The sequence below is a fragment of the Gaoshiqia sp. US2 genome (assembly GCF_059705485.1).
In genome coordinates this window covers 2,383,125-2,407,719 of record NZ_AP048550.1, presented here as the reverse complement: position 1 = coordinate 2,407,719, position 24,595 = coordinate 2,383,125, and the positions used below count along the sequence as shown (strand labels likewise).

Here is a 24,595-nt window from a genome sequence, read left to right as displayed (position 1 = left end):
TAAAATAAAAAAAACTATGAATCACGAAATAGAAATTCTTTTGATAGAAGACAACATGAACGATGCGGAATTAACCATCCGCGCATTGAAAAAAAATAATCTGGCAAACAAATTGGTTCACCTGAAAGATGGTGCGGAGGCAATAGATTTCATATTCGCGGAGGGAAATTATACCGGCCGCAAAGTTGAGAATGTCCCCAAAGTGATATTGTTAGATTTAAAAATGCCGAAAGTAAACGGCATTGAGGTGCTGAAAAAAATAAAAGCAGATGAGCGCACAAAAAAAATCCCTGTCGTAGTGCTCACTTCCTCCAAAGAAGACCCCGATATTCAGGAATGTTATCGTGTGGGAGTGAACAGTTATGTGGTGAAGCCCGTACAGTTTGAACAGTTCGTTAAATCGGTTTCCGAACTGGGATTGTACTGGATGATATTTAATCAACCTCCGCGATAATGGACAATATGCCAAAAATATTGCCAACCAGATACTCATTAACAATGTGTATTCAAATACCTTAAAATCATGAATGACAATTTGAAAATACTTATCCTTGAAGATAATCCGTATGACGCGGACTTGGTTCAACGCGAGCTAAAAAAATCAGGGTTCAGGTTTACGTCGGAAATTGTCCAAACCCGTGAATCTTATGAGAGCGCCCTCGACAGCTTTAAACCGGATATCATACTGTCCGATTATTATCTTCCTACTTTTGACGGGGTCGCCGCTTTCCGCATCAAACAAAAAAAATATCCCGATATTCCTTTTATTATTGTTTCCGGCATCATTGGTGAAGAAAACGCGGTTGAATTGCTTAAACAGGGAGCTACCGATTATGTGCATAAAGATTTGCGCAGGCTCGCCCTTGCGGTCAGGCGCGCTTTGGAAGAGGTAGAACGGCGAAAAGAGCACAAGCGGGTGGAAAAGGCAATGGAAGAATATATAGAGCAATACAGCATGATAAAATCAACCGGCCTATTCGGATTTATGATTGTAGATGAAAAAGGGAAACTCTTGGATGTAAACGATGCCTATTGCGGTATGTCAGGATACACCCAAGAAGAATTATTAAATCTTTCGGTTACCGATATTGAAGCAATTGATACGCCGGAAGATATTGCCGAACGCGTACAAAAAGTTATCAAAACCGGTACAGATCATTTTGAGAGCAAAAACAAAGCAAAAGACGGCCATGTTTTCGATGTCGAAGTCAGTATGGGTTTTTTGTATTCCAAAAAACAATTTATTGCATTCATTCGCGATATCACCGACCGTAAACTTGCAGAGCAGGAACTCATCAAGGCCAAAGAAAAAGCAGAGGAAAGCGACCGCCTGAAATCGGCTTTTCTTGCCAATATGTCGCATGAAATAAGGACCCCAATGAATGGCATTTTAGGCTTTGCCAACTTATTGAAAGAGCCTAATTTTACTGGCAAGCAGCAGCAGGAGTATATTAAAATAATGGAGAGAAGCGGTACCCGCATGCTCAATATCATCAATGATATTGTTGATATTTCTAAAATAGAATCGGGACAGATGGAAGTTCGGTTTGTTGAAACGAATGTAAATAAACAAATTGAATACATTTATATCTTCTTTAAACCCGAGGTTGAACAAAAAGGAATGCAACTTTTCTTTAAAAAATCTTTGGCTTCGAAAGAGGCCGTAATTAAAACGGATCGCGAGAAACTCTATGCAATCCTGACTAACCTCGTTAAAAATGCCATTAAATATACCAATGAAGGGTCAATAGAATTTGGGTATCGACTAAAAACGGACAGCAAACCCGCAGAATTGGAATTTTTCGTGAAGGACACAGGCATCGGGGTTCCCAAAGACAGGCAGGAAGCCATATTTGAACGGTTTATCCAGGCTGATATCGCCGATAAAATGGCGTATCAGGGTGCAGGGCTGGGTTTGTCAATCACTAAAGCTTATGTGAAAATGCTGGGCGGCAAAATTTGGGTTGAAAGTGAAGAAGGGAAAGGTACAACGTTTTATTTTACCATTCCGTATAATGCTGGACATGACGAAAAAACAGGCCTTAATAATATTATCTCAGAAGCCGGTACTGAGAATCAGATTAACCTCGAAGTTTCGGGACTCAAAATTTTAATTGTTGAGGACGATGACACATCGGCAAGGTTCATTGCCATAGCAGTCCATAAAATTAGCGACGAAATTTTACAGGCAAGAAGCGGCGTTGAAGCGGTTCAAGCTTGCCGTAATAATCCTGACATAGATTTGGTTTTGATGGATATTAAAATGCTTAACATGGATGGATACGAAACCACGCGTCAAATCCGGCAATTTAACAAAGACGTGGTCATCATTGCACAAACAGCTTTTTCGCTAATTAGCGACAGGAAAAAGGCAATAGAAGCAGGATGCAATGATTATATTTCAAAACCCATCGTAAAAGAAATATTAATGGAGCTAATACATAAATATTTCAAAAATAAGTAAAGAGTAAATTGACAAACAGGAAACAAAGCACATGGCTATAACATGGCTATAATCGAGTAGACTGCCCCGCCAGTAATTAGCTGACGGGGAGAGCCTCTCACACCACTGTACGTACGGGTCTCGTATACAGCGGTTTCCGGCAACTGCCGGATAAGGCAACTTTCTCGTAATACGGGAGCAACGCCTGATAACCTCTCTTCCGCAATCGTTCCAGGGTAATGGTCGTTCCCAGAATCGGGCTTTGGGCAATAGCCCATCCCCCCATTCGCGAGCGGCTCCATTGGTAGGCCTGTTCGGGTGAAACACCCAACCGGATCAGGTTCTTTCGTTTCCGTTCCGGCTTTTTCCAATGATGCCAGATACAGTACTGCAGGCGACTCCTCAGCCACCCGTCAATATCCTTCAGTTTGACCTGAATACTGGCCATTCGGAAGTAATTGAGCCAACCCTGGGAGACTTCTTTGAGCTTTTGGATGCGCTCGTCAAAGCTCATCGGGGTGGTTTTTCGGATGATCGTTTTCAGCTTTTCTTTGAGTGATTTCCAACTCTTTTCGCTTGCCACCAGTTGGTATTTGCCTTTCTCCCCTTTTCGGTAAGTGGGTACGAATCCGTATCCCAGCACCTTGAAGTTTACAGGTCTACGGATGCCGCTTTTCTCCCGGTTGATGGGCAGTTTCAGCTTATCCTTTAGAAACAGGAAAATGCTGTTGCCAATCTTGCGGGCTGCCGTTTTACTGTTGGTGTACACACTAAAATCATCGGCATAGCGGACATAGCGAAATCCTTGCTTTTCCAGTTCCTTGTCCAGTTCATGTAGCATGATATTGGACAGCAGCGGGCTAAGCGGGCTTCCCTGTGGCACACCTTTTCTGCGTTTGACAAGTTTCCCGTTAATTTGAATCGGGGCTCTCAGCCATTTGCGGATCAGGCGCATCGTGAGCGGGCATTTGACCTTCTTGTAGATCAATTGCAGTAAAATACAGTGGTCTACTTCATCGAAGAAGCTTTTCAGGTCGATATCAACAATATGCTGATAGCCCGAGTTGATGTATTCCTGCGCTTTTAACACGGCCTGCCGGGCATTGCGGTTAGGCCGGAAACCATAGCTGTAATCTTCAAACTCCATCTCAAATTTGATGGCTAAAACCTGACCAACGGCTTGTTGAAGCATCCGGTCGGTTACGGTAGGTACGCCCAACAGGCGAACTTTACCGTTGCTTTTAGGTATTTCTACCCCCTTAATGGCTTGTGGTTGGTACTTCCCTTGCCGGATTTCGGATTCTATCTGCTCCCTGTTAGTGGTCAGGTGGGCATACAGTTCCTTCACCGGCATACCATCAACGCCTGCCGAACCTTTGTTCGACACCACCTGACGGTAAGCACGCATCATATTCCTCCGGTTGAGTACCTGTTCAATCATTCCCGTTTTCGTTTTATTCGGTTGCCCTGTTCCGCTTAAGACAGGGCTGGCAATGCCTCCCTGACGAATTTGGAACATCTTAATGTTCGGCCCTTCACTACCTCGGTGAGTCCTCCGATTCATTCATCGGCTCGTTACCGGCAGCTACTATGTCCGGCAGCTGCCGGATGACTTCTCACCACAGCCAACACGTGGACGGTGAGATCTCCCCTGGTAAAAGCTTTTCCCTTCCTCCAATGCCTGCCTGATCTACTATAAAACGATTTTGGCGTTCGTCGGACGTTACAATGATGTGCTTGCTTATCCTCGTTTAATAGCCTCATATCAGATTCCTGTTCGTCAGTACCGGATTTTGCCGTTTGACTTCCTTCAGTGCATTCCTCACGGAAAACCACCTTGCCACTTGCTAATACTTCCGGGCGTTACCCCAGCGTATAAGGGATTTACACCCTCCGGGAAAATACACACTTGTTGTGTTGCTACTATGTAAAGTTTATTTGTATTTTTAAACTTTTTCAACAGCTTACAACAAGCGTGCGCGCTGCTTATGCAGGGCACACACATCGTATATAAAACATTTGGCAGTCAGTGGGTTATCGAGTGGCACAGCTCGTATCAAATGCACTTATAACTTGACAGGAAAGTGCTTCGAAATGCCAAACGTTTCATATACGTAACCGTTAGGCATAATTTAAAGAATTGACTCTCGCAATAATAAGATATGAACTTAAAAAATTATAAAATGAAAAAAAATGAACGAATAATTTACGGAATAATAATTACTATTGTAATATTTGCAATATCTACAATTTTAGGAAGTAAAATAAACTTGAATCTTGACTTTTTTTCTTCCTCGTTTGTGACACATTCTTTAATGTTGGTACTTTCAATTATTTCTGTTTATAGTCTGAGAAAGTATGTGAATTATAGGATTGCAGTACCGCAATTCAAAAAAATATTAAAACCAATCACTAGTGTCTATTAATTTTTGTTAAAATGCCTCATATCTGTTTTATGCACAGCATGCTAGCTTTTCAAAACCTTGTCGCCCTTTTGAAATTTGTTCCTTTGTACTCAGGTACAAATTGGAACAAGTATGAACGTTGGCAAATATGTTTTCGCACAGATTGTGGAGTTTCTCCCGAAACGTTACTTCGAACGACTGGTAATAAAACACAAAGACAGGACAGTCAGAATGGCACCATCCTACTGGAGCCATATGCTGGTTATCATGTACGGCCAGCTCATAGGCTGCCATAGTCTTAGAGAACTCACAGATGTCACTATTGCTCATGCCAAAAGATCTTTTCACCTCGGGTTTGGAAAGGTTCCCATCAACAGAAGCGTTCTTTCCAAAGCAAACAGCCTTAGAGACCATGGGATCTTTGAGAAGTTTGCCTTTTACATTGTGTCTATTGCCCAGGCCAAACGTATCACCAAAGAGTTTGAACTCCACGGAAGGTTCTATGCCATTGATTCCACTACCATCGACCTGTGCATGTCGGTCTTTAGATGGGCAAAGTTTAGGAGCACAAAGTCTGGCATCAAGATTCATACCCAGATTGATATTGCCACTGAAATACCGGTCTTCTACAGAATCAGCCATGCAAATGTGCATGACACCAAGTCTATGGACTGGTTTACATACGAACGGCACGCTTGCTATGTGTTTGATAGAGGCTACTTTGATCTCTCCAGGACTCTACGCAATTGAGCTGGCCGGAGCTTTCTTCATCATACGGGAGAAGTCCCGCCCTGATTATGAAATTACGGAAGGAGATGACATGCTTGAAGGAGATGACAATGTCCTGCGGGACCAAACGGTTAGGTTTACAGGAAAGCGAAACAGTGGAAACTATCCGGTTTCGCTCAGACGCATCGTATTCTATGCCCCTGACCTTGGAAGGGCCTTCACCTACTACACCAACAACTTCTACCTCAAAGCAAATGAAATTGCTCTTCTTTACCGTTACAGATGGCAGGTGGAGCTGTTTTTCAAATGGATCAAGCAGCATCTCCGTGTCAAATCCTTTTGGGGAGAATCCGAGAATGCGGTCCGCATACAGATACATGTCGCCATCATCACGTACTGTCTTGTCGCTATTATTGAACACGACCTCAAACTGGGCAGACCTGTTGTGGAGGTCATGCGTATCCTTGGTAATTCCCTGCTGGTCAAGGATCCCATTCAAGAACTCTTGGCTCCGAGGGAAAATAAGGCCTATGATGATAGCGATTGCCAACTGCATTTGGACTTCTAATTGAATTAACATTTTTTAATAGACACCAGTGAAAACCAATATTGTTTGGACTATTGGCAACGATATTTATTAATATAACCATGACAGTTCTAACAAAGATTTTAGGAGGTAAAGTTGAAGCACACGCTCTATTGACTAAAATGACCCCATTACAAATTTTTGTTTTTATATTTATTTACGCTAGTATTGCCGAAGAAATATTATTTCGTGGCTTTCTTATGAATATTTTAAAACCATTAAAATCAAAAGGAATAATAATATTTAAACGAAATTTAAGTATCCCAGTAATAATTAGTGCTGTTATTTTTGGATTAGCCCATTTAATTCTTATATCAACAGGTGCAAGTGGACCTTTCTTATTTAGAATAGTAATATTTACGACAATTCTGGGATTGATAGCAGGATACTATCAAGAAAAATATGAAAATAATTCTTACGCAATCATAGTTCATATGTCAGGAAATTTTATAGGTGTAATCGGGGCATTATTAATAAACTTAAATTCATAATGACTGATTTAATGAAAGATAAAATATGCCTAATCGAGTAGACGGCTCCGCCAGTAATTAGCTGACGGAGTGCGCCTCTCACACCACCGTGCGTACGGGTCTCGTACACGGCGGTTCATCAGGTATCAACACTATCGCTCTTTACACCAATAGTACCTCTGTCTTTGTTTAGGATAAGGCTGGCAAACTCGAAGTTTGGACCTCCTTATCGAATTCGAGACAACCCAACGTTCAGTCCTTCACTATCTGGTGAGACCTCCACGGTTTCTATTCGTGGCTCGTTACCGATAGCTACTATGTCCGGCAGCTGCCGGATGACTTCTCACCACAGCCAACACGTGGACGGTGAGATCTCCCCTGGTAAAAGCTTTTCCCTTCCTCCAATGCCTGCGTGATCTACATAGTGACCCTTTTGGTATTCTTGGGGCGTTACAATGATGTGCTTGCTTACCCGAATAACTATGCCTCATATCACGTTTCTGTTCGTCAGTACCGGATTTTGCCGTTTGACTTCCTTCACTGCTGCCGTCGCCAGCAACCAGCTTGTCACTTGCTAATACTTCCGGGCGTTACCCCAGCGTATAGGGACTTACACCCTTTGGAAAAATACACACTTGTTATTTCGCTACTATGTAAAGTTTATTTGTATTTTTAAACTTTTTCCAGAGCTTACAACAAGTGTGCGCCCTGCATAAGCAGCGCGCACACAAGCGGTATAAAAAATTGCCGGGAAAGTAGGTCATTCAAGGGTTGTAGCTCGCTTCAATTTTTGTGTAACTTGACAGGAAATCACCCGCAATCGGCAACTTTTCATACCGCCCAACGTTGGCGGTAATGGTTAGAAGACTTGCTATATTGGAAATCTTGCAAAGAAAAAAGGATAATTTGAGTAACTTTGTGAAAAATAAAACCTAATGAAAACTCATCATAAAATAATAAATGGGGACAGCCGACAGATGAATCTTGTACCTGACAAATCTGTGCATTTGATAATCACTTCTCCTCCATATTGGCAATTAAAAGACTACGGAACAGAAAATCAAATTGGCTATCATGAAGATTATGAAACATACATTAATAACTTGAACCTTGTTTGGAATGAATGTTACAGAGTCCTGGATAATGGCTGTAGATTATGCGTGAATATTGGTGACCAATTTGCAAGAGCTGTGTATTATGGTCGATATAAAGTAATTCCCATCCGGACTGAGATAATCAAATTCTGCGAAAGTATTGGATTTGACTATATGGGAGCAATTATTTGGCAGAAACAAACAACAACAAATACAACAGGTGGGGCTTCTCTTATGGGGAGTTTTCCAACACCTAGAAACGGAATTTTGTCAATTGATTACGAGTTTATTTTAATTTTCAAAAAATTAGGAACTCCCACTACCAAAGTAAGTAAAGAGATAAAAGAACAATCTAAGCTGACAACAGAAGAGTGGAAAGAATATTTTGCAGGTCATTGGAATTTTGGAGGAGCAAGACAAGATGGACACATTGCAATGTTTCCAGAAGAATTACCGAAAAGACTTATTAAAATGTTCGCATTTAAAGGTGAAACTGTGTTAGACCCATTTATGGGTAGTGGTACAACGGCTTTGGCTGCAAAAAACTTAGAAAGAAATTCAATTGGGTACGAAATAAATTCAGAATTCATTGAAATAGCCAAAGACAAATTAAACATTGTTCAAAAAGACTTAGCAGGGACAACTTATGAATTCCTTAAAGATGAAATTAACATTGATGCTAATATGGAATTTGAGAAATTACCATATCGCTTTCTCGACTATCAAAATCTTGATAAAAAAATTGACCCAAAAAAATTACAATTTGGTTCTAAAATAGATAAAAACAGTGGAGAACGGGAAGATTACTATACTGTTAAAGAAGTTATTAGCCCGGAACTAATACGATTAAATAATGACTTAGTTGTTAGACTCATTGGAGTTAAAGAGAACAAAAACGCGAATGGTTCAGCTAAAAAATTTTTATATGATAAAACAAATGGGCAAAAAGTATTTATGAAATTTGATAGTCAAAAATATGATAAAGAAAACAATTTGATGTGTTACCTATATTTAAAAAACAAGACCTTCATAAATGCTCACTTAGTTAAAAACGGATTAGTTCAAGTGGATAGTGGAATTGACTTCAAATACAAAGACAAATTTTTAAACTTAACTTCATTAAAATAATGCCCTTAAACTATACTCAACAAGAAAGACATGCTTTGCTAAATTCTTTAGGAATTGGTAGAGCAAATACCATAGGAGCAACAAGGCTCGCCCAAATATTAGAATATCCTACTGGTGTAAATCAAGTTCATTTACGTGGTCTTATTAAAGAATGTATTGAAATTGATGGTGATTTAATAGGAGCGACAACAGGCAGACCAGCAGGTTTCTTCATAATTTCTAATATTAACGAATTAGAAAACTATCTTGACAGTTTGGAAAACAGAACAAGAAGTGATAATCAGAGAAGGAGCGCTTTAGTAAAAATCCACACCCAAAGGATGTGGCTTTGGGATAACCCCTGGAAGGGGTAATTTGCTTTTACCCTCAAAGAAGGTAAAAGTTGTTGTCCCCACAGGTTAATGACTACTTTTCTTCTTCTCGTTTATCTTTCTTTTCCTGATACTTGACGTACCTCTTGATCATCTCCGCATCCAGTCCTACTGTATCCACACAGTAGCCTTTTGACCAGAAATGATTGCCCCAATAGGGGCGGCTCTTCAAGCTCTTATATTTGTTGAACAGCCGAATTGCTGTTCGTCCTTTAAAAATCCCAACCATGTCAGAAATAGAGACTTTCGGCGGAACCATCAAAACCAGATGTACGTGATCTTCCTGTACGTTCAACTCCTCAATAATACAGCCTTTCTGCTCCGAGAAAGCCTTGATGCAGTGTTCCACTTCAATTTTGATTTCTCCCTTCAATATTCTATACCTATATTTAGGGGTCCATACGATATGGTACATGCAATGCCAGATCGCATGCGACAACTTCTTAAAACGACTCATTGTTTTTTCCTTTCTTTGGTTGTGGGGACAACCTTCTAAAGGTAAATATGAGTCGTTTTACAGGCAAACCCGTGGAACGTCTCTGACCACGTTCAGAGAACGTGGGTTTTTAACTTGAACTAAATAGTTGGAATGGCAATCCTGCAAATATTCAATCAACAAGACAACCTTTAATAATAACCTAATGGAGAAAGAATACATTTCCGGTTCAGATGGACATAATCTGAAATTCAAAAGAGAAACATTATTAAACTACGGAATGAACCGGTGGGGATTGAATAAAGCTCACAGCGTTGGTTCAACATCTGAATTAATAAGAACATGTGCCCCTTCAAAATACGAAGAATGGGAACAATTTTATTTTACAAAAGCCAAGCAAAAGAAAAAAGATGGTTTGCAAATCACTAGGGAGTACATAACAGGTCTTGGACAAACTCTTTATGTTAAACTCTCTGAAGTAGTGCAAAACGAACTTGAACAGATTTCAGAGGAAGAGTGCATTGATTATGCCTATAATCTTGTCTTGAATCGGACTTATGAAGGCTACAAAACTGAAATAGAAACAATTTACGGGCAACTTGAAGGTGCGATTGGGCAAAAGATTGAGGCTGCGCCAGATAACTGGGATAGAACTTACGGCATTGATTTTTTCGTTAAAATCAATCAAAAATACATTGGTATTCAAATAAAACCGATTGCGTCAGGTCAGTCATTAAATCAATACCAATGGATTGAAATGCACAGAAAAAATCACGAACGTTTCGAAAAAGAATTTGGAGGTAAAGTATTCTTTGTTTTTTCAACTAAAAGTTCAAGCGGGACTAAGAAAATCTATAATACTGAAGTAATCGAACAAATCATGTTAGAAATTAATCGATTACGTGACTGAAAGAAAACCACATACCGCTAATCGAGTAGACTGCCCCGCCAGTAATTAGCTGACGGGGAGAGCCTCTCACACCACTGTACGTACGGGTCTCGTATACAGCGGTTCATCAGGCATCAACACTATCGCTCTTTACACCAATAGTACCTCTGTCTTTGTTTAGGATAAGGCTGGCAAACTCGAAGTTTGGACCTCCTTATCGAATTCGAGACAACCCAACGTTCAGTCCTTCACTATCTGGTGAGACCTCCACGGTTTCTATTCGTGGCTCGTTACCGATAGCTACTATGTCCGGCAGCTGCCGGATGACTTCTCACCACAGCCAACACGTGGACGGTGAGATCTCCCCTGGTAAAAGCTTTTCCCTTCCTCCAATGTCTGCGTGATCTACATAGTGACCCTTTTGGTATTCTTGGGGCGTTACAATGATGTGCTTGCTTACCCGAATAACTATGCCTCATATCACGTTTCTGTTCGTCAGTACCGGATTTTGCCGTTTGGCTTCCTTCAGTGCATTCCTCACGGAAAACCACCTTGCCACTTGCTAATACTTCCGGGCGTTACTCCAGCGTATAAGGGATTTACACCCTTTGGAAAAATACACACTTGTTATTTGCTACTATGTAAAGTTTATTTGTATTTTTAAACTTTTTCCAGAGCTTACAACAAGTGTGCGCGCTGCTTATGCAGGGCGCACACACAGGGTATACATCAGGCGGGTTTCAGAGCAGTTTTCAAGCTCAGGGCTCGCTGGTAAGGGCAGTAACGGTGGATAGTGAATCGGCCACGAAGCCCGCCCGCTGCATACCCTCAACGTTACCGCCAATTAAAAAAATGACAATATGGATACCTGTATTAAATTTTTGGAATTAATAGTTAAGATATTAGAAGTAATATCATGGCCGCTTGTGGTTTTCATAGTGTTCTTTACACTTAGAGAACCATTGAAAAATTTTATTAATAACATAAAAAAAATTGGATATGGTAATGCTGGCATTGAAACTGGAGTTAGTAATAAACAATTTGATGATGAGGAAAAGTCTCCAATAGAATTGTTATCTAAAGGCGTACCTAATAAGGATATTGATAAAGCTATAAATCAATTCTCATCCGAAACTATGGAGTTATTTGCAACTTCAGTAAAAAAAGAAACAAATCTCGATTCTTTGCGCACACCAGAAGAAAGACAAGAAATTCTTTTTAAATATTCACAGGTGATTTACTTAATTATGCATTTTAATAAAATATACAATAGCATTTATGGAAGTCAATTGAATTTATTGCATCGACTTAACTCAAGTATGTTCGAGAATAAAGATACTTTAAAAGTTTTTTATGATTATGCAAAAAATTCATTCCCTCAGGGCAAACGCATCTAAAAAAACAATACGCCTAACTGCTTAATAATCAGTCGAATAAGTTGTTTTTGCGATGAAAAAATTGTATATTTATCTGATAATCAGATAGATGACAAAATGGATAGCAAAGGTAATTTATTGTCGTATTTTTCAGAAATGAAAGATCCACGTATTAACAGGACTAAACGTCATCTCATGGATGACATAATTTTCATCGCGATTGCTTCAGTGCTTTGTGGATGTGAATCATGGAACGACATGGAAGAGTACGGGGAGATAAAAAAGGAGTGGCTCAGCAGCTTCCTTGAGCTTCCCAACGGGATACCTTCCCATGACACGTTTAACCGCTTTTTTGCTGCATTAGATGCCGATGAGTTTGAGAATTGTTTTTTATCTTGGGTGAAGTCAATACATCAAAGAACCCATGGTGAGGTTATCAGTATTGATGGCAAAACCATGCGCGGGTCTCGCAAACAGGGATGCAAAACGGCAACCCATATTGTAAGTGCCTGGGCTGACGAGAATGAACTTGTTCTGGGACAAATTAAGGTAGAAGAAAAGTCAAATGAGATTACAGCTATTCCCAAACTGCTGGATGCCCTTTTATTGGAAGGGTGTATCGTTACGGTTGATGCCATGGGGTGCCAGAAAAATATTGCGCGTAAAATAGTGAAGAAAAAAGCACATTACATTCTTTCGGTCAAAGAAAACCAAAAGGATCTGTATGAAGATATTCAGGACAGTTTCAGGGTTTTGCCTGTAAACGATTATTTTGAAGAGCTTGATTACGGGCATGGAAGAATAGAGACAAGGCAATGTAGTATCATAGAAGACCTGAGCCTGGTAGAAAGTGCCGAAAAATGGAATGGGTTGGCCTCTGTTGTCAAAGTGGACCGTGAACGGTACTTTAAGGCAACAGGCAAAAGAGAAAACGAAACAAGTTTTTACATAAGCACATTAAAAAAAGCTGACATAATCGCCCATGGCGTCCGGAAACATTGGGGGATTGAAAACAAGGTCCATTGGGTGCTTGACGTTGCTTTTGGGGAGGACCTGAGCCGAAAACGCAGTGGCAATGCTGCTCAAAACTTCTCCAGCCTCAACCGGATTGCATTAAACCTTTTAAAAAAGGACGATGCCAGGGTGGGGATTAAAAGCCGAAGAAAAATGGCCGGATGGGGCAATGAATATTTGTTAAAGCTGATTGGCAATTAAATTAGATGCGTTTGCCCTGTTCATTCCCTAAATTCTACGATGGATACACTTATGATAATTATTTAGATTATTTATTTAGTTTTAACTTGATTATTCTTGAAAATGGTAATTCTATTAAAATTTCTGTTCTCGGCAGAGATTTTCTTAAATATATAATAGAAACTGGACTTTCAATTGATAAACAATATTAACTGGCGGTAATCGAGTAGACGGCTCCGCCAGTAATTAGCTGACGGAGTGCGCCTCTCACACCACCGTGCGTACGGGTCTCGTACACGGCGGTTCATCAGGTATCAACACTATCGCTCTTTACACCAATAGTACCTCTGTCTTTGTTTAGGATAAGGCTGGCAAACTCGAAGTTTGGACCTCCTTATCGAATTCGAGACAACCCAACGTTCAGTCCTTCACTATCTGGTGAGACCTCCACGGTTTCTATTCGTGGCTCGTTACCGATAGCTACTATGTCCGGCAGCTGCCGGATGACTTCTCACCACAGCCAACACGTGAACGGTGAGATCTCCCCTGGTAAAAGCTTTTCCCTTCCTCCAATGCCTGCGTGATCTACTATAAAACGATTTTGGCGTTCGTCGGACGTTACAATGATGTGCTTGCTTACCCGAATAACTATGCCTCATATCACGTTTCTGTTCGTCAGTACCGGATTTTGCCGTTTGACTTCCTTCACTGCTGCCGTCGCCAGCAACCAGCTTGTCACTTGCTAATACTTCCGGGCGTTACCCCAGCGTATAGGGACTTACACCCTTTGGGAAAATACACACTTGTTATTTGCTACTATGTAAAGTTTATTTGTATTTTTAAACTTTTTCAACAGCTTACAACAAGTGTGCGCGCTGCTTATGCAGGGCGCACACACGCAATATAACCAATGTCGGGCACAGTGGCAGCTTGAAAGCGTCTGCCCCGCACAAAGTTTTGTAACGGTTGACAGTGATGTCACCCGCTTTCCGCCACTGGTCATATTGCAAACCGTTGGGCACAATAATACCAAGACTCTGAACATATGAGAATAAATACAAAACAAGATTTCATAAAACACTTTGAAAAGTATCTGAATAGTGATAAGCTTAAAAAGCAATACTATTTGACTACTGATTTTTATGGAATTGCAAAAACAGAGGACTTAATTATTATTGATAATTATGATTTTAGCGGACTCGATTTGCAAAATTTAGATTTTCAAGGTTTTAATTTCATTAACTGCAAATTTGATAATTGCGAATATTTAAGGGGATTAACTTTTAGAGCATGTATTTTTAAAAATTGTTCATTCAATAACTCACATCTAAATGATTTCAAATTTCTTGAATGCGACCTCATAAAAACATCTTTTCATAAATCAGTATTAACATATTTCACATTCGGCGATTCCTTATTATCAGAAACAGTTTTTACTTATTGTCCTGAAATTTTGGAGGTATACTTTGGTGGTTGTGACTTTAAAAAGTTAACGTTCAAAAATGTTTACCTTTCTTATACAAGATTTGAAGGGCATAGCAGAGATAATTATAATTTTCAAATTGAGTTTAATAATTCAATTCTGGATAACAATTTATTTTCACATTTTGATTTAACTAATTGTCTATTTCGTAGTTGTAGTATTGGACAAACTACATTTTCTGATTGTATTATCGGAAAAAATTCCATAGATAATTCAAATTCAGCAAAAGGGAATGAGTTTTCATTTATTGATTTTCAAACAATTATTAAAAGTGAATCATTAGAGCCTAAAATTCTTGAGAAATGTTTTGGGATAAATGAAACAATTATAAAAGATAAAATCTCAGCAATGACAAATAGAATTGATTATCAGACTATTTTCATTTCATATAGTTTTAAAGATAAAGAATTCGCAAACGGATTAAATGATTCATTAAAGAAGAAAGGAATTTCAACTTTTATGTGGGAGAAAGATGCCCCTGGAGGTAAAGGATTAAAAAAAATAATGAAAGAAAATGTCAACAAACAAGATAGACTTTTATTTATTTCTTCTGAACATTCCATTAAAAGTAAGGCTTGTCAGTTTGAATTATCAGAAGGGAGAATGAAACAAGAACAGCAATGGAAAGAAATACTTTATCCGATACATATTGACAATTTTTTATTCGAAGTTGAAAAGGATGACATACGACCATTAGAATCGCAAGACGAATATTGGCTGAATATTAAAGAACTGAGAGAAATAAATTCAATTGATTTTTGTGAAGTAAAAGCAAGAATTGGTGAAATTGAATTTGAAAATAAAATAATTGATTTAATAAATGGACTAAAAAAATAATTACTGTGCCCAATCGAGTAGACGGCTCCGCCAGTAATTAGCTGACGGAGTGCGCCTCTCACACCACCGTGCGTACGGGTCTCGTACACGGCGGTTCATCAGGTATCAACACTATCGCTCTTTACACCAATAGTACCTCTGTCTTTGTTTAGGATAAGGCTGGCAAACTCGAAGTTTGGACCTCCTTATCGAATTCGAGACAACCCAACGTTCAGTCCTTCACTATCTGGTGAGACCTCCACGGTTTCTATTCGTGGCTCGTTACCGATAGCTACTATGTCCGGCAGCTGCCGGATGACTTCTCACCACAGCCAACACGTGGACGGTGAGATCTCCCCTGGTAAAAGCTTTTCCCTTCCTCCAATGCCTGCGTGATCTACATAGTGACCCTTTTGGTATTCTTGGGGCGTTACAATGATGTGCTTGCTTACCCGAATAACTATGCCTCATATCACGTTTCTGTTCGTCAGTACCGGATTTTGCCGTTTGACTTCCTTCACTGCTGCCGTCGCCAGCAACCAGCTTGTCACTTGCTAATACTTCCGGGCGTTACCCCAGCGTATAGGGACTTACACCCTTTGGAAAAATACACACTTGTTATTTCGCTACTATGTAAAGTTTATTTGTATTTTTAAACTTTTTCAACAGCTTACAACACCGTTATGTGGCATTTTAAAAAAACAATCTGACACGGTATGAGAATAATAAAAAACACGATTACAATTCTTGCTGAAATAATAGTCTTGATTCTTTCGACATTATGGTATATTAAGACTTATGAATATGAACCATTAATTGCAATGATTATTAGTGGTGTAGGACTATTAACGAGCTTGATTTCTAAATGGTTTGTAAGACCCAAAATAGTATTACATCATAAAAAAACTGATTGGGGTAGACTTACCAAAGGTTATACTTTAAATAATCCCAAAATAATAAGACTTGGCATTGACATACCAAATCAATATTGGGAACTTTTCTGGAATCATCTTTTGGAAATAAGGAATAATTCATCACAGACTGCTTATTCTATTGATATAAAATACATAAATACACCTCCCAAAACTTATATTAATGGAGAAATTGGAAAGATAGAACCTTTATTACCAAACGAAAGGAGAGATTTTAAAATTAAAATTGTTCAAAATACGACAGGAACTCATTTAGAAGCTGACGACTACCTAAAAACAAATATTAAGACTTTAATGGAGGATGCCAAAATTTTAGTAAAATATGAAGATGAAAGCGGAACGAAATTTTATACTGAATACAATTGGCTTACAGACACGAACAAATTTAAACTATTCAATAATTTAAAAAATAAAACATCATGAGTAAAGGTGGAAAAATTGCGGTTACAATTCTGTTAATTGTAGGATTTTTTATTATCGGAATATTATTATCGGCAGCAGGTGCAAGTAAAACATTTACAGGCTTATTAGCCTTAGGACTATTCTTCGGAATACGAGAAATGTGGAAGAAACCGAAAATTAATGAATCTACTGAAATTAAACTTGACAAAACCCAAAATAATGATAGTGAAAACAACATAACAAAACAATGATTCCTAACCTTTATAATATTTTGCAAGTTGACCGATATGCTTCTAAAGAAGAAATAAAGAAAGCATATAGGAAACTTGCTTTACAATGGCATCCTGATAAGAATAAAAGTCCAAAAGCTCACGATAAATTCATTGAAATAAACGAGGCTTATCTAATTTTATCAGATGACGACGCAAGAAATAAGTACAACATTGAATATGATTTATATTTTGTTGCAAAAACAGAAATAAAAGAAGAACAAATTTTTGGTGAATATCAATCCACTAACAATAATGGTTCATACAAACAAAAAGCAAGTTACAAAGACCCTGATTTAAATAATTGGACTTCAACAGCAAAAAAACAAGCAGAAAAATATGCGTCAATGTCATTTTCTGATTTCACTAAACTGATTGGCGAAATCATAGTTGAAACAGGTAAACAAGGAGGCACGGCATTTATATACGCAATTTCAGGAATAGTTGGAGCTTCGGCAATTTTTTCTTTTATTTCAGGTATCAACTACGGAGATATTCCTCAAATAGTTTTGTCACTAATATTTTTGGGGCTTTCAATATTGGGTTTTAGTTTCACTTCTAAACGTTATAAATCATGAAATCAAATTATCTTTTAATAATGCTTGCCTTTATTCTGGGTAGCTGTGCAAATCAAGTAAAAGACGAAGATAGATTAGAACAGGAGTATAAATTTGGGTCTGTAATGTATATCGAATACAAAAAAAGTGAAGATTCAGGGAATAAAGATGTATTTGGTAAAATCACTTTCAGGAAGAACTCAATTACGGTAGAAATGAATGTTAGTGGGCAAGTTGAAAAAGAAGAATTTTCAGTAAAAACAGTAACATTTGATAAATCGCCAAATGAACTTAAATACAGAACATACAAAGGTGATTTTACAGTAACAATAGAAAATGATTCAATTTCAGAAGTAACCCTTTATACAGGTTCATTTTTAACCACATTTTATAAAGAAAAAGAAATCCCATCAACTAAAAACAAATTACCCATTGAAATTGGTAAGCCATTAAAAGATTGGAAACGTATTGAAATAAAGGATATTGGTACAATAGATTTATCTCCAATGCTCGAAATACAAGCTGGTAAATACAAAATAAAAAATCAAGAATATAAAGACAGCATAGAAAATATTTGGAAAGTTGATTTTCTTGAATCAAAATTAACTCTTCAACCCAAAGGAATAAATGAATATAATGAAACTTCGTTAAGCAAATATTGTAGAGTAATGGTTGAAACCATTGAAGGTAACCCGAACGATTTTCAAAGACTGAATGAAAAGATAATTGTATCTTCTGCTGAATTATCTGAATTGAATAATCAATTCAAAAGTCAAGTACAACAGGGTTTTAATAATACTCCATTAAAGCTTATCGAGTGGTATCCATTAACTATTAGTGAAATTAATGGAATGGATTGCATACATGTAAGGTACAAACGCCAATTTAAAGACCAACCTTTCGTAATTGTTGACTTGTATAGGTTTTTGAATTATGATAGGATTATATCGTTAACAATTTCATACCGTATTTCGGAAAAAGAATATTGGTCTTCGACTTTGAATAATACTTTAAAATCTTTCAGAATTACAAACATAAAATAAAGAATCATGGAAGCAATTGTAAATCAACAAGCTGGATTAGGTTTAATCGGTTGGATTATTGTATTTTTAATTATTGGAGCAATTCCAATGATTTTTAAAAAGGATAAAGATAAAAAAGATGACCAAAATACTGATAATCAATAAAAAACGACCACACAATAAATAGGACTCTGAGCGGTCTGCAAGACCCAGCGATGAGTCGGTGTTGGACTACACCCGCCGGGCCCAGGGCTATGCACTTACCGAAGGTTTTTATTGATTTTTAAAAATAAAACAGGCAGAAAGCGGCCTGAGGTTCTTTGACGTATGACAGGTTTTTGTGCTTTTTCACGCCAATGACACAAGCACGTTGATGGCTATGCCCTGTTTTTTTGCCGTTTTTGCCGGTAACGGGGCATACCTCTCCCGGTTGCGCGGGAACGCAAGTTGGAGTTGTTGATTATGATTGTGTTACCGGTTTGTTCAACTGGCCCCATGCCGGAGACCGGATGCGTGGCAGTTCTCTTACAGCGATCATCTTCCCGGTTTTGCACACCGGGCAAAGGCAGGGGTTTATGCCAGTCAGCCTTGCAAACCGTTCAACATTGGGTTCGGGAGGTTTTTGCTTTTTGATTAGCGCGTCAATGTCGGGCTTTTCTTCCGAAACAAACTGTAATTGAAGGTTCCGTTTTACGGTGTGGTTGTATATGCCAAAGCGCCGGATCTTGACAAACCGCCGGGGCAGGATGTGCAAAGCAAACCGCCGCAGGAACTCCACACCATCAAGGGTAACGGGCTTCTTGACGGCCCTGTCGCGGTAATCTTTGGCAACGAAGGTTACTTTTCCACCGGCAATGTTCAAACTTGAACTTGGAACTTGGAACTTGCAGCTAAAAAGTACCTGAGTAGAGCCGCAACTGAATACTGCCACTGATCACTGGCACTGAAATGCCTGGCGGTCCATGTTTCTTGATTTTTGCAAATATGTTAATTTTTTGGTAAAGTTAAAAATGAACTTGTTCCTGGATTATTGGTTATTTTTGTGGCTTAAATTAGAATGAATACCTATGAATTTAGACATTGACCCCAAAGCGAGGGGCTTGATTTTTGACCTGGACGGAACAATTTCGGATACCATGCCGATTCACTATATTGCCTGGCGAAATGCTTCGGCCAAATACGGAATCGACTTTACGGTAGAACTATTTGAAAAACTGGCAGGAATCCCGCTTTATGCAACGGTAGAGAAGCTGAACGAGTTGTTTAACAAGAATATCGACCCCAAAGAAATGGGCGATAAAAAAGAGCTGGAGTACGAAAATAACATGCACAAGGCGCTTCCTATTGAACCCGTTGTTGAGATTATTAAAAAATACCACGGTAAAATACCGATGTCTGTTGGTACCGGCGGATTGAGGAGGCTGGCAAAAAAATCACTGGAATTAATCGGATTGGATCAATACCTGGATATCATTGTGGCATCAGAAGACGTTAAAAATTATAAGCCACATCCCGAAACGTTTTTGCGTTGCGCCGAATTAATGGGTGTGGAGCCAACTGCCTGCCAGGTTTTCGAGGATGGCATACTGGGCATCCAGGCCGCCCACACAGCCGGGATGATGGTGGTTGATGTTACCAAATATTACGAGGTTACAACCGGTAAATAATTTAGGAAAAAGTGAATTCAAAAATTATTTTCTTTCTCTTTATCTGGAGCATTACTGTTTCATGTACCCCCTGGGCCGACCGGAAACAGGCCTCTGTGGTCTTTTATAATGTTGAAAATTTATTCGATACCATAGACGATCCGCATGTAAACGATAACGAGTTTCTGCCGGATAGCAAAAAAGAATGGACAACAGAGCGCTATCAGAAAAAGCTGAACGATATTGCAAAAGTACTCACGGGTATCAACCCGGCAGACCTGCCCGAAGTAATCGGGCTCTGTGAGGTTGAAAACCTGTCTGTTTTGCAGGACCTGGTCAATACCCCGGCGATGGCGAAAGGGAAATACCGTATTGTACATCACGACAGCCGGGATGCGCGCGGAATTGACGTGGCCCTGCTCTACCGCCCCGCCGAATTTAAACTGATTTCGTCGGAAGCAATCGACTTGGACGCGGGGTTCAGAACCCGTGATATTTTACATGTTCACGGAAAGTTTGGCGCCGACGAGATTCATTTTTTCGTCAATCACTGGCCGTCGCGGGTAGGTGGCGCCGAAGAATCGGAACCCAGGCGAATTGCCGTCGCGCAGGTTTTGAAGAATAAGGTGGGCGAGCTGCTATCTCAGAATCCTTCATCAAAGATTATTATTATGGGCGACATGAACGATGAACCGGATAACCCTAGTTTGTTGCAAACCCTGGGAGCCAAGGCGCCGGGAAACGGAGGAAATCTGGTTAACCTGATGTTCCCCTTATATGAGCAAAACCAGGGATCGTACAAATACCGCGGCGACTGGAACATGCTGGATCAGTTGATTGTAACCAACCCCTTACTGGATGGAAAAGGTTTTGTGACCATCGTTCCCGGAAATATTTACCAGGACGAATGGATGTTATATGTAAACCGAAATGGTGAAATTTCGCCGAACCGAACCTACAGCGGGTCCACGTATACCGGCGGAGTTTCCGATCATTTTCCGGTTTACCTGAAATTAAGCCGTTAAACACATTCCATGGAATTTAAAGTTGTTGCACCGTATCAGCCTATGGGCGATCAGCCCGACGCCATTCAGCAGTTGGCTGAAGGAATTGAACAGGGAGTCCGGTTTCAAACCTTATTGGGCGTAACCGGTTCGGGTAAAACCTTCACCATGGCCAATGTAATTGCGAAGGTGCAGCGTCCGGCTTTAATTCTGAGTCATAATAAAACACTGGCCGCCCAGCTGTATGGTGAAATGAAGCAGTTTTTCCCGAATAACGCCGTCGAATACTTTGTTTCGTATTACGACTACTACCAGCCCGAAGCCTATATTCCGACTACCGATACCTACATTGAAAAGGATTTGTCGATCAACCAGGATATTGAAAAGTTACGGCTTAGCACCACTTCGGCCTTGTTGTCGGGGCGGAGGGATGTGGTCGTGGTGTCGTCGGTGTCCTGTTTGTACGGTATTGGTAACCCGCAGGATTTTCACGCCAATGTAACCGAAGTAAAAACCGGGCAGGTGATCAACCGTAACCAACTGCTGCACCGGCTGGTCGATGCCTTGTATTCGAGAAATGAGATTGATTTTCAGCGCGGAAACTTCCGGGTTAAAGGCGACACGGTCGATATTTTTCTGGCCTATGCCGATTCGGCCTTGCGGGTCGTCTTCTGGGGAGACGAAATTGAGGAGATTTTCAGCTTCGACCCGGTTGACGGGCAAATCATCGAAAAGTTAGGCCAGGCAACCATTTACCCGGCCAATATCTTTGTCACCACGAAAGAACGCATGCAGGCGTCCATCCGTCACATCCAGGACGATTTGGTGAAACAGATTGAATTTTTCCGTGAAATCGGGAAACCACTGGAAGCAAAGCGCATTGAAGAACGTGTGGAATACGATATGGAAATGATGCGTGAACTGGGTTATTGCCCCGGAATAGAAAACTATTCGCGTTATTTCGACGGTCGCGAAGCCGGAACCCGCCCGTTTTGCCTGCTCGATTATTTTCCCGACGATTTTCTCATTATTCTGGACGAAAGCCACGTTACCATGCCGCAGATACGGGCCATGTACGGCGGCGACCATTCCCGGAAGGTTAACCTGGTGGAATATGGCTTCCGTTTACCGGCTGCCATTGATAACCGGCCGCTCAAGTTCGAAGAATTTGAGAACATGGTCCACCAGGCGCTGTTTGTAAGCGCCACACCTGCCGACTATGAGCTGGAAAAATCGGAAGGGATCGTGGTTGAGCAAATCATCCGGCCAACCGGTTTGCTCGATCCGGTGATTGAGGTTCGTCCGTCGACCAACCAAATCGACGACCTGATGCACGAAATCAATCTGCGGATACAAAAAAACGAACGGGTTTTAGTGACCACCCTCACCAAACGGATGTCTGAAGAGCTGAGCAAGTACCTGGCCAATATGGGAATTAAAACGCGTTACATCCACTCCGATATCGACACCATGGAACGCATTGAAATTATGGAAGATTTGCGGAAAGGTATTTTTGATGTGCTGGTTGGGATCAACCTGCTGCGTGAGGGACTGGATTTGCCCGAGGTATCGCTGGTGGCCATTATTGATGCCGATAAAGAAGGTTTTCTGCGTTCGGAACGCTCGCTGACCCAAACAGCCGGCCGTGCAGCCCGAAACCTGAACGGCATGGTCATCATGTATGCCGATAAGATCACGAACTCGATGCAGCGAACCATCGATTCAACCAACTACCGTCGCGAAAGGCAGTTGAAATTCAACCAGGAAAATGGCATTACGCCCAGGGCCATCGTAAAACCAACCCGCGAGATCATTGGTTACGAATACCGCAGCAACAAGGCAGCGGAATACAAAAATGGCGACGACCGTCCCGACATTGCCGCCGATCCGGTTGTTCAGTACATGAATGCTGCGGCCCTCGAAAAAGCCATTGCCAAAACCAGAAAAGAGATGGAAGCTGCCGCCAAAGAGCTCGATTTTATTGAAGCAGCCCGCCTTCGCGATGAAATGTACCGGTTGCAGGAGATCCTGAAAAAGAAAACATCCGTGTAAATCGCGCTCCGGCAGGCAATAGTCATTGGTCATTAATCATTGGCCATATAGCCTTCCTGTTTTTCTTGCCCTGTAAGGGCAAAAGATTGGTCGCACCTCCAGCTTTACTTTACCAAAAATTTCAGACAAACCGGACTGGGAACCTCAGTCAACTCTCCGGCAAAATGGAGCAAACCGGTCTCGTGGTTGATTGACAATAAACTGATGTTATTGCTGCGTTGATTGGCAACCAGCAGAAAATCGCCGTCGGGAGATAAGGCAAAGTTTCGCGGCCAGTTACCCTGTACTTCTTCGTGCTGGATCAACTCAATGGTTCCCCCTTCCTGCCCGCGCTTAAAAACAGCAATGGAGTTATGTCCGCGGTTCGAGCAATAAACAAACCGCCCATCATCACTGACATGAAGATCGGCCCCGTAACTGGCCTCGCCGTAATTTAGCGGAAGGCTCGATGCCGTTTGAATTTCGTGGTAGTTATCCGCATCCTTTTGAAGTACCGTCACCGTAGAAGCCATTTCATTCATCACGTAGATAAACCGGCCATCGGGCGAAAAATCGAAATGACGCGGTCCCGCGCCGGGGGCCATGCAAACAGATCCCTGACCTGCAGGAACATATGAACGATGATCGCCTGACAATTCGTACAGATCGATCCGGTCAGTGCCAAGATCGGCCGAAATCAGGGTACTGCCGTCATAGGTGAACAGGGCTGAATGGGCATGCGGTCCTTTTTGCCTGGCGCTGTCGGGTCCGGAGCCGGTATGTTGAATCAACTGTTTTACCGGGTTTAGGCCGCCATCGTCGCGTACATCGTAAATACTCAGGCTACCGCTGGTATAATTTGATGCAACCACTGTCTTCCCGTCGGGTGAAACCGCCACATGACAGGGGTGATTGCCCAGGGTTGCTTCCTGATTGATTTTGACCAATTCGCCCGACTCCCCGATCCGGTATGCTGTTACCGAACCGCTGTCCAACTGATCAAAATCGTGAATTTCGCTTACGGCATACAGATAACGTCCATCCGGGCTGATTTCCAAAAACGACGGATTACTCTTGTTCGGTGTTGTATTCTTTAAGGTCAATTTCCCCGATAAAGGTTCGAATTGATAGCAATAAATGCCTTCGCTGTTTTCGACCGAATAAGTCCCGACGTAAAGTAAATATTCTTTTTTTGAAGGGGAACACGACAAAACCAGGACCACGATAACCACTGTAATCAGTTTATTCATATCAATTAATTTTACGGTTGCTGAGATAAACAAAACCAAAAGATCATTCTCTTGTTTTATTC

General features: G+C 40.6%; 23 protein-coding genes. 19 read left to right on the top strand and 4 right to left on the bottom strand.

The genetic code is table 11. The annotated features are described in order from the left end of the window. The first annotated feature begins 16 nt into the window (after nt 1–16). The gene (locus tag AC6H3C_RS09550) at nt 17–454 is read left to right on the top strand and encodes a response regulator (protein ID WP_497520545.1); all 438 of its coding nucleotides are present in this window, start codon (nt 17–19) and stop codon (nt 452–454) included. A gap of 69 nt (nt 455–523) precedes the next feature. Beyond that, nucleotides 524–2,464: a hybrid sensor histidine kinase/response regulator gene (locus tag AC6H3C_RS09545; RefSeq protein ID WP_497520544.1), complete on the top strand. Its 1,941-nt coding sequence runs from the start codon at nt 524–526 to the stop codon at nt 2,462–2,464. Between the two features lie 97 nt (nt 2,465–2,561). Here AC6H3C_RS09545 and ltrA read toward each other — a convergent pair whose 3' ends face one another. Further along, nucleotides 2,562–3,962, bottom strand: a complete 1,401-nt coding sequence (gene ltrA / locus AC6H3C_RS09540; protein ID WP_497520543.1) for a group II intron reverse transcriptase/maturase — start codon at nt 3,960–3,962, stop codon at nt 2,562–2,564. Nucleotides 3,963–4,980: 1,018 nt separating this feature from the next. Here ltrA and AC6H3C_RS09535 point away from each other — a divergent pair. The 5 genes from AC6H3C_RS09535 (at nt 4,981) to AC6H3C_RS09515 (ending at nt 9,208) form a co-directional block, all read left to right on the top strand. Continuing rightward, the gene (locus AC6H3C_RS09535; protein ID WP_497517310.1) at nt 4,981–5,598 is read left to right on the top strand and encodes a DUF4372 domain-containing protein; all 618 of its coding nucleotides are present in this window, start codon (nt 4,981–4,983) and stop codon (nt 5,596–5,598) included. After that, complete coding sequence (locus tag AC6H3C_RS09530; RefSeq protein WP_497517312.1) at nt 5,570–6,145, top strand: transposase; 576 nt, start codon at nt 5,570–5,572, stop codon at nt 6,143–6,145. Before AC6H3C_RS09535 ends, AC6H3C_RS09530 begins: the two co-directional genes overlap by 29 nt. Nucleotides 6,146–6,225: 80 nt before the next feature. Continuing rightward, nucleotides 6,226–6,654 (top strand): CPBP family intramembrane glutamic endopeptidase, encoded by a 429-nt coding sequence (locus AC6H3C_RS09525; RefSeq protein ID WP_497520542.1) that lies wholly within the window; start codon nt 6,226–6,228, stop codon nt 6,652–6,654. Between the two features lie 914 nt (nt 6,655–7,568). Further along, nucleotides 7,569–8,855 (top strand): DNA methyltransferase, encoded by a 1,287-nt coding sequence (locus AC6H3C_RS09520; protein ID WP_497520541.1) that lies wholly within the window; start codon nt 7,569–7,571, stop codon nt 8,853–8,855. Beyond that, nucleotides 8,855–9,208 (top strand): hypothetical protein, encoded by a 354-nt coding sequence (locus tag AC6H3C_RS09515; RefSeq protein ID WP_497520540.1) that lies wholly within the window; start codon nt 8,855–8,857, stop codon nt 9,206–9,208. The genes AC6H3C_RS09520 and AC6H3C_RS09515 overlap by 1 nt, the downstream gene beginning before the upstream one ends. 52 nt (nt 9,209–9,260) lie before the next feature. Here the strand turns inward: AC6H3C_RS09515 and tnpA are convergent, their stop codons facing one another. Further along, nucleotides 9,261–9,683, bottom strand: coding sequence for an IS200/IS605 family transposase (tnpA, locus tag AC6H3C_RS09510; protein ID WP_497516157.1), 423 nt, complete (start codon nt 9,681–9,683; stop codon nt 9,261–9,263). A 184-nt stretch (nt 9,684–9,867) separates the two neighbouring features. On the opposite strand from tnpA, the gene AC6H3C_RS09505 reads away from it, so the two are divergent. The 9 genes from AC6H3C_RS09505 (at nt 9,868) to AC6H3C_RS09465 (ending at nt 18,767) form a co-directional block, all read left to right on the top strand. Next, nucleotides 9,868–10,572 (top strand): MjaI family restriction endonuclease, encoded by a 705-nt coding sequence (locus AC6H3C_RS09505; RefSeq protein WP_497520539.1) that lies wholly within the window; start codon nt 9,868–9,870, stop codon nt 10,570–10,572. Nucleotides 10,573–11,411: 839 nt separating this feature from the next. After that, entirely contained in the window at nt 11,412–11,948 is a 537-nt protein-coding gene (locus tag AC6H3C_RS09500) for a hypothetical protein (protein ID WP_497520538.1), read from the top strand. A gap of 96 nt (nt 11,949–12,044) precedes the next feature. Further along, entirely contained in the window at nt 12,045–13,142 is a 1,098-nt protein-coding gene (locus tag AC6H3C_RS09495; RefSeq protein ID WP_497520536.1) for an ISAs1 family transposase, read from the top strand. Nucleotides 13,143–14,166: 1,024 nt separating this feature from the next. Next, nucleotides 14,167–15,441 carry a toll/interleukin-1 receptor domain-containing protein gene (locus AC6H3C_RS09490; protein WP_497520535.1) on the top strand — a complete coding sequence of 425 codons (1,275 nt, stop codon included), beginning with the start codon at nt 14,167–14,169 and terminating at the stop codon, nt 15,439–15,441. Between the two features lie 695 nt (nt 15,442–16,136). Continuing rightward, complete coding sequence (locus AC6H3C_RS09485) at nt 16,137–16,775, top strand: hypothetical protein (RefSeq protein ID WP_497520534.1); 639 nt, start codon at nt 16,137–16,139, stop codon at nt 16,773–16,775. Further along, nucleotides 16,772–17,005: a hypothetical protein gene (locus AC6H3C_RS09480; protein WP_497520532.1), complete on the top strand. Its 234-nt coding sequence runs from the start codon at nt 16,772–16,774 to the stop codon at nt 17,003–17,005. Before AC6H3C_RS09485 ends, AC6H3C_RS09480 begins: the two co-directional genes overlap by 4 nt. Further along, entirely contained in the window at nt 17,002–17,601 is a 600-nt protein-coding gene (locus tag AC6H3C_RS09475) for a J domain-containing protein (RefSeq protein WP_497520531.1), read from the top strand. The genes AC6H3C_RS09480 and AC6H3C_RS09475 overlap by 4 nt, the downstream gene beginning before the upstream one ends. Next, entirely contained in the window at nt 17,598–18,623 is a 1,026-nt protein-coding gene (locus AC6H3C_RS09470) for a hypothetical protein (protein WP_497520530.1), read from the top strand. The genes AC6H3C_RS09475 and AC6H3C_RS09470 overlap by 4 nt, the downstream gene beginning before the upstream one ends. A gap of 6 nt (nt 18,624–18,629) precedes the next feature. Beyond that, nucleotides 18,630–18,767 carry a hypothetical protein gene (locus AC6H3C_RS09465; RefSeq protein ID WP_497520529.1) on the top strand — a complete coding sequence of 46 codons (138 nt, stop codon included), beginning with the start codon at nt 18,630–18,632 and terminating at the stop codon, nt 18,765–18,767. 295 nt (nt 18,768–19,062) lie between these two features. Here the strand turns inward: AC6H3C_RS09465 and AC6H3C_RS09460 are convergent, their stop codons facing one another. Then, on the bottom strand, nt 19,063–19,464 hold the full coding sequence (locus AC6H3C_RS09460; protein WP_497520528.1) for a transposase: 402 nt from the start codon (nt 19,462–19,464) through the stop codon (nt 19,063–19,065). Between the two features lie 205 nt (nt 19,465–19,669). Between AC6H3C_RS09460 and AC6H3C_RS09455 the strand changes: the two genes are divergently transcribed. The 3 genes from AC6H3C_RS09455 to uvrB are packed head-to-tail and all read left to right on the top strand — an operon-like array spanning nt 19,670 to nt 23,304. After that, a complete protein-coding gene (locus tag AC6H3C_RS09455) occupies nt 19,670–20,269 on the top strand; it encodes an HAD family hydrolase (RefSeq protein ID WP_497520527.1) in 600 nt (199 codons plus the stop codon). 11 nt (nt 20,270–20,280) lie between these two features. Then, nucleotides 20,281–21,273, top strand: coding sequence for an endonuclease/exonuclease/phosphatase family protein (locus tag AC6H3C_RS09450; protein WP_497520526.1), 993 nt, complete (start codon nt 20,281–20,283; stop codon nt 21,271–21,273). A 9-nt stretch (nt 21,274–21,282) separates the two neighbouring features. Further along, nucleotides 21,283–23,304: an excinuclease ABC subunit UvrB gene (gene uvrB, locus AC6H3C_RS09445; RefSeq protein ID WP_497520525.1), complete on the top strand. Its 2,022-nt coding sequence runs from the start codon at nt 21,283–21,285 to the stop codon at nt 23,302–23,304. A 104-nt stretch (nt 23,305–23,408) separates the two neighbouring features. On the opposite strand, the gene AC6H3C_RS09440 is transcribed toward uvrB, so the two are convergent. Continuing rightward, on the bottom strand, nt 23,409–24,533 hold the full coding sequence (locus AC6H3C_RS09440; protein WP_497520524.1) for a lactonase family protein: 1,125 nt from the start codon (nt 24,531–24,533) through the stop codon (nt 23,409–23,411). Nucleotides 24,534–24,595 lie beyond the last annotated feature (62 nt).

Excerpts from the sequence above, each read along its gene's own strand:
- AC6H3C_RS09505 (WP_497520539.1), top strand. The coding sequence starts at position 9,868 with ATGGAGAAAGAATACATTTCCGGTTCAGATGGACATAATCTGAAATTC.
- AC6H3C_RS09475 (WP_497520531.1), top strand. The coding sequence starts at position 17,002 with ATGATTCCTAACCTTTATAATATTTTGCAAGTTGACCGATATGCTTCT.
- AC6H3C_RS09480 (WP_497520532.1), top strand. The coding sequence starts at position 16,772 with ATGAGTAAAGGTGGAAAAATTGCGGTTACAATTCTGTTAATTGTAGGA.
- uvrB (WP_497520525.1), top strand. The coding sequence starts at position 21,283 with ATGGAATTTAAAGTTGTTGCACCGTATCAGCCTATGGGCGATCAGCCC.
- AC6H3C_RS09525 (WP_497520542.1), top strand. The coding sequence starts at position 6,226 with ATGACAGTTCTAACAAAGATTTTAGGAGGTAAAGTTGAAGCACACGCT.
- AC6H3C_RS09455 (WP_497520527.1), top strand. The coding sequence starts at position 19,670 with ATGAATTTAGACATTGACCCCAAAGCGAGGGGCTTGATTTTTGACCTG.
- AC6H3C_RS09490 (WP_497520535.1), top strand. The coding sequence starts at position 14,167 with ATGAGAATAAATACAAAACAAGATTTCATAAAACACTTTGAAAAGTAT.
- AC6H3C_RS09440 (WP_497520524.1), bottom strand. The coding sequence starts at position 24,533 with ATGAATAAACTGATTACAGTGGTTATCGTGGTCCTGGTTTTGTCGTGT.
- AC6H3C_RS09485 (WP_497520534.1), top strand. The coding sequence starts at position 16,137 with ATGAGAATAATAAAAAACACGATTACAATTCTTGCTGAAATAATAGTC.
- AC6H3C_RS09545 (WP_497520544.1), top strand. The coding sequence starts at position 524 with ATGAATGACAATTTGAAAATACTTATCCTTGAAGATAATCCGTATGAC.
- AC6H3C_RS09495 (WP_497520536.1), top strand. The coding sequence starts at position 12,045 with ATGGATAGCAAAGGTAATTTATTGTCGTATTTTTCAGAAATGAAAGAT.
- tnpA (WP_497516157.1), bottom strand. The coding sequence starts at position 9,683 with ATGAGTCGTTTTAAGAAGTTGTCGCATGCGATCTGGCATTGCATGTAC.
- AC6H3C_RS09515 (WP_497520540.1), top strand. The coding sequence starts at position 8,855 with ATGCCCTTAAACTATACTCAACAAGAAAGACATGCTTTGCTAAATTCT.
- AC6H3C_RS09550 (WP_497520545.1), top strand. The coding sequence starts at position 17 with ATGAATCACGAAATAGAAATTCTTTTGATAGAAGACAACATGAACGAT.
- AC6H3C_RS09520 (WP_497520541.1), top strand. The coding sequence starts at position 7,569 with ATGAAAACTCATCATAAAATAATAAATGGGGACAGCCGACAGATGAAT.
- AC6H3C_RS09500 (WP_497520538.1), top strand. The coding sequence starts at position 11,412 with ATGGATACCTGTATTAAATTTTTGGAATTAATAGTTAAGATATTAGAA.
- AC6H3C_RS09535 (WP_497517310.1), top strand. The coding sequence starts at position 4,981 with ATGAACGTTGGCAAATATGTTTTCGCACAGATTGTGGAGTTTCTCCCG.
- ltrA (WP_497520543.1), bottom strand. The coding sequence starts at position 3,962 with ATGTTCCAAATTCGTCAGGGAGGCATTGCCAGCCCTGTCTTAAGCGGA.
- AC6H3C_RS09465 (WP_497520529.1), top strand. The coding sequence starts at position 18,630 with ATGGAAGCAATTGTAAATCAACAAGCTGGATTAGGTTTAATCGGTTGG.
- AC6H3C_RS09470 (WP_497520530.1), top strand. The coding sequence starts at position 17,598 with ATGAAATCAAATTATCTTTTAATAATGCTTGCCTTTATTCTGGGTAGC.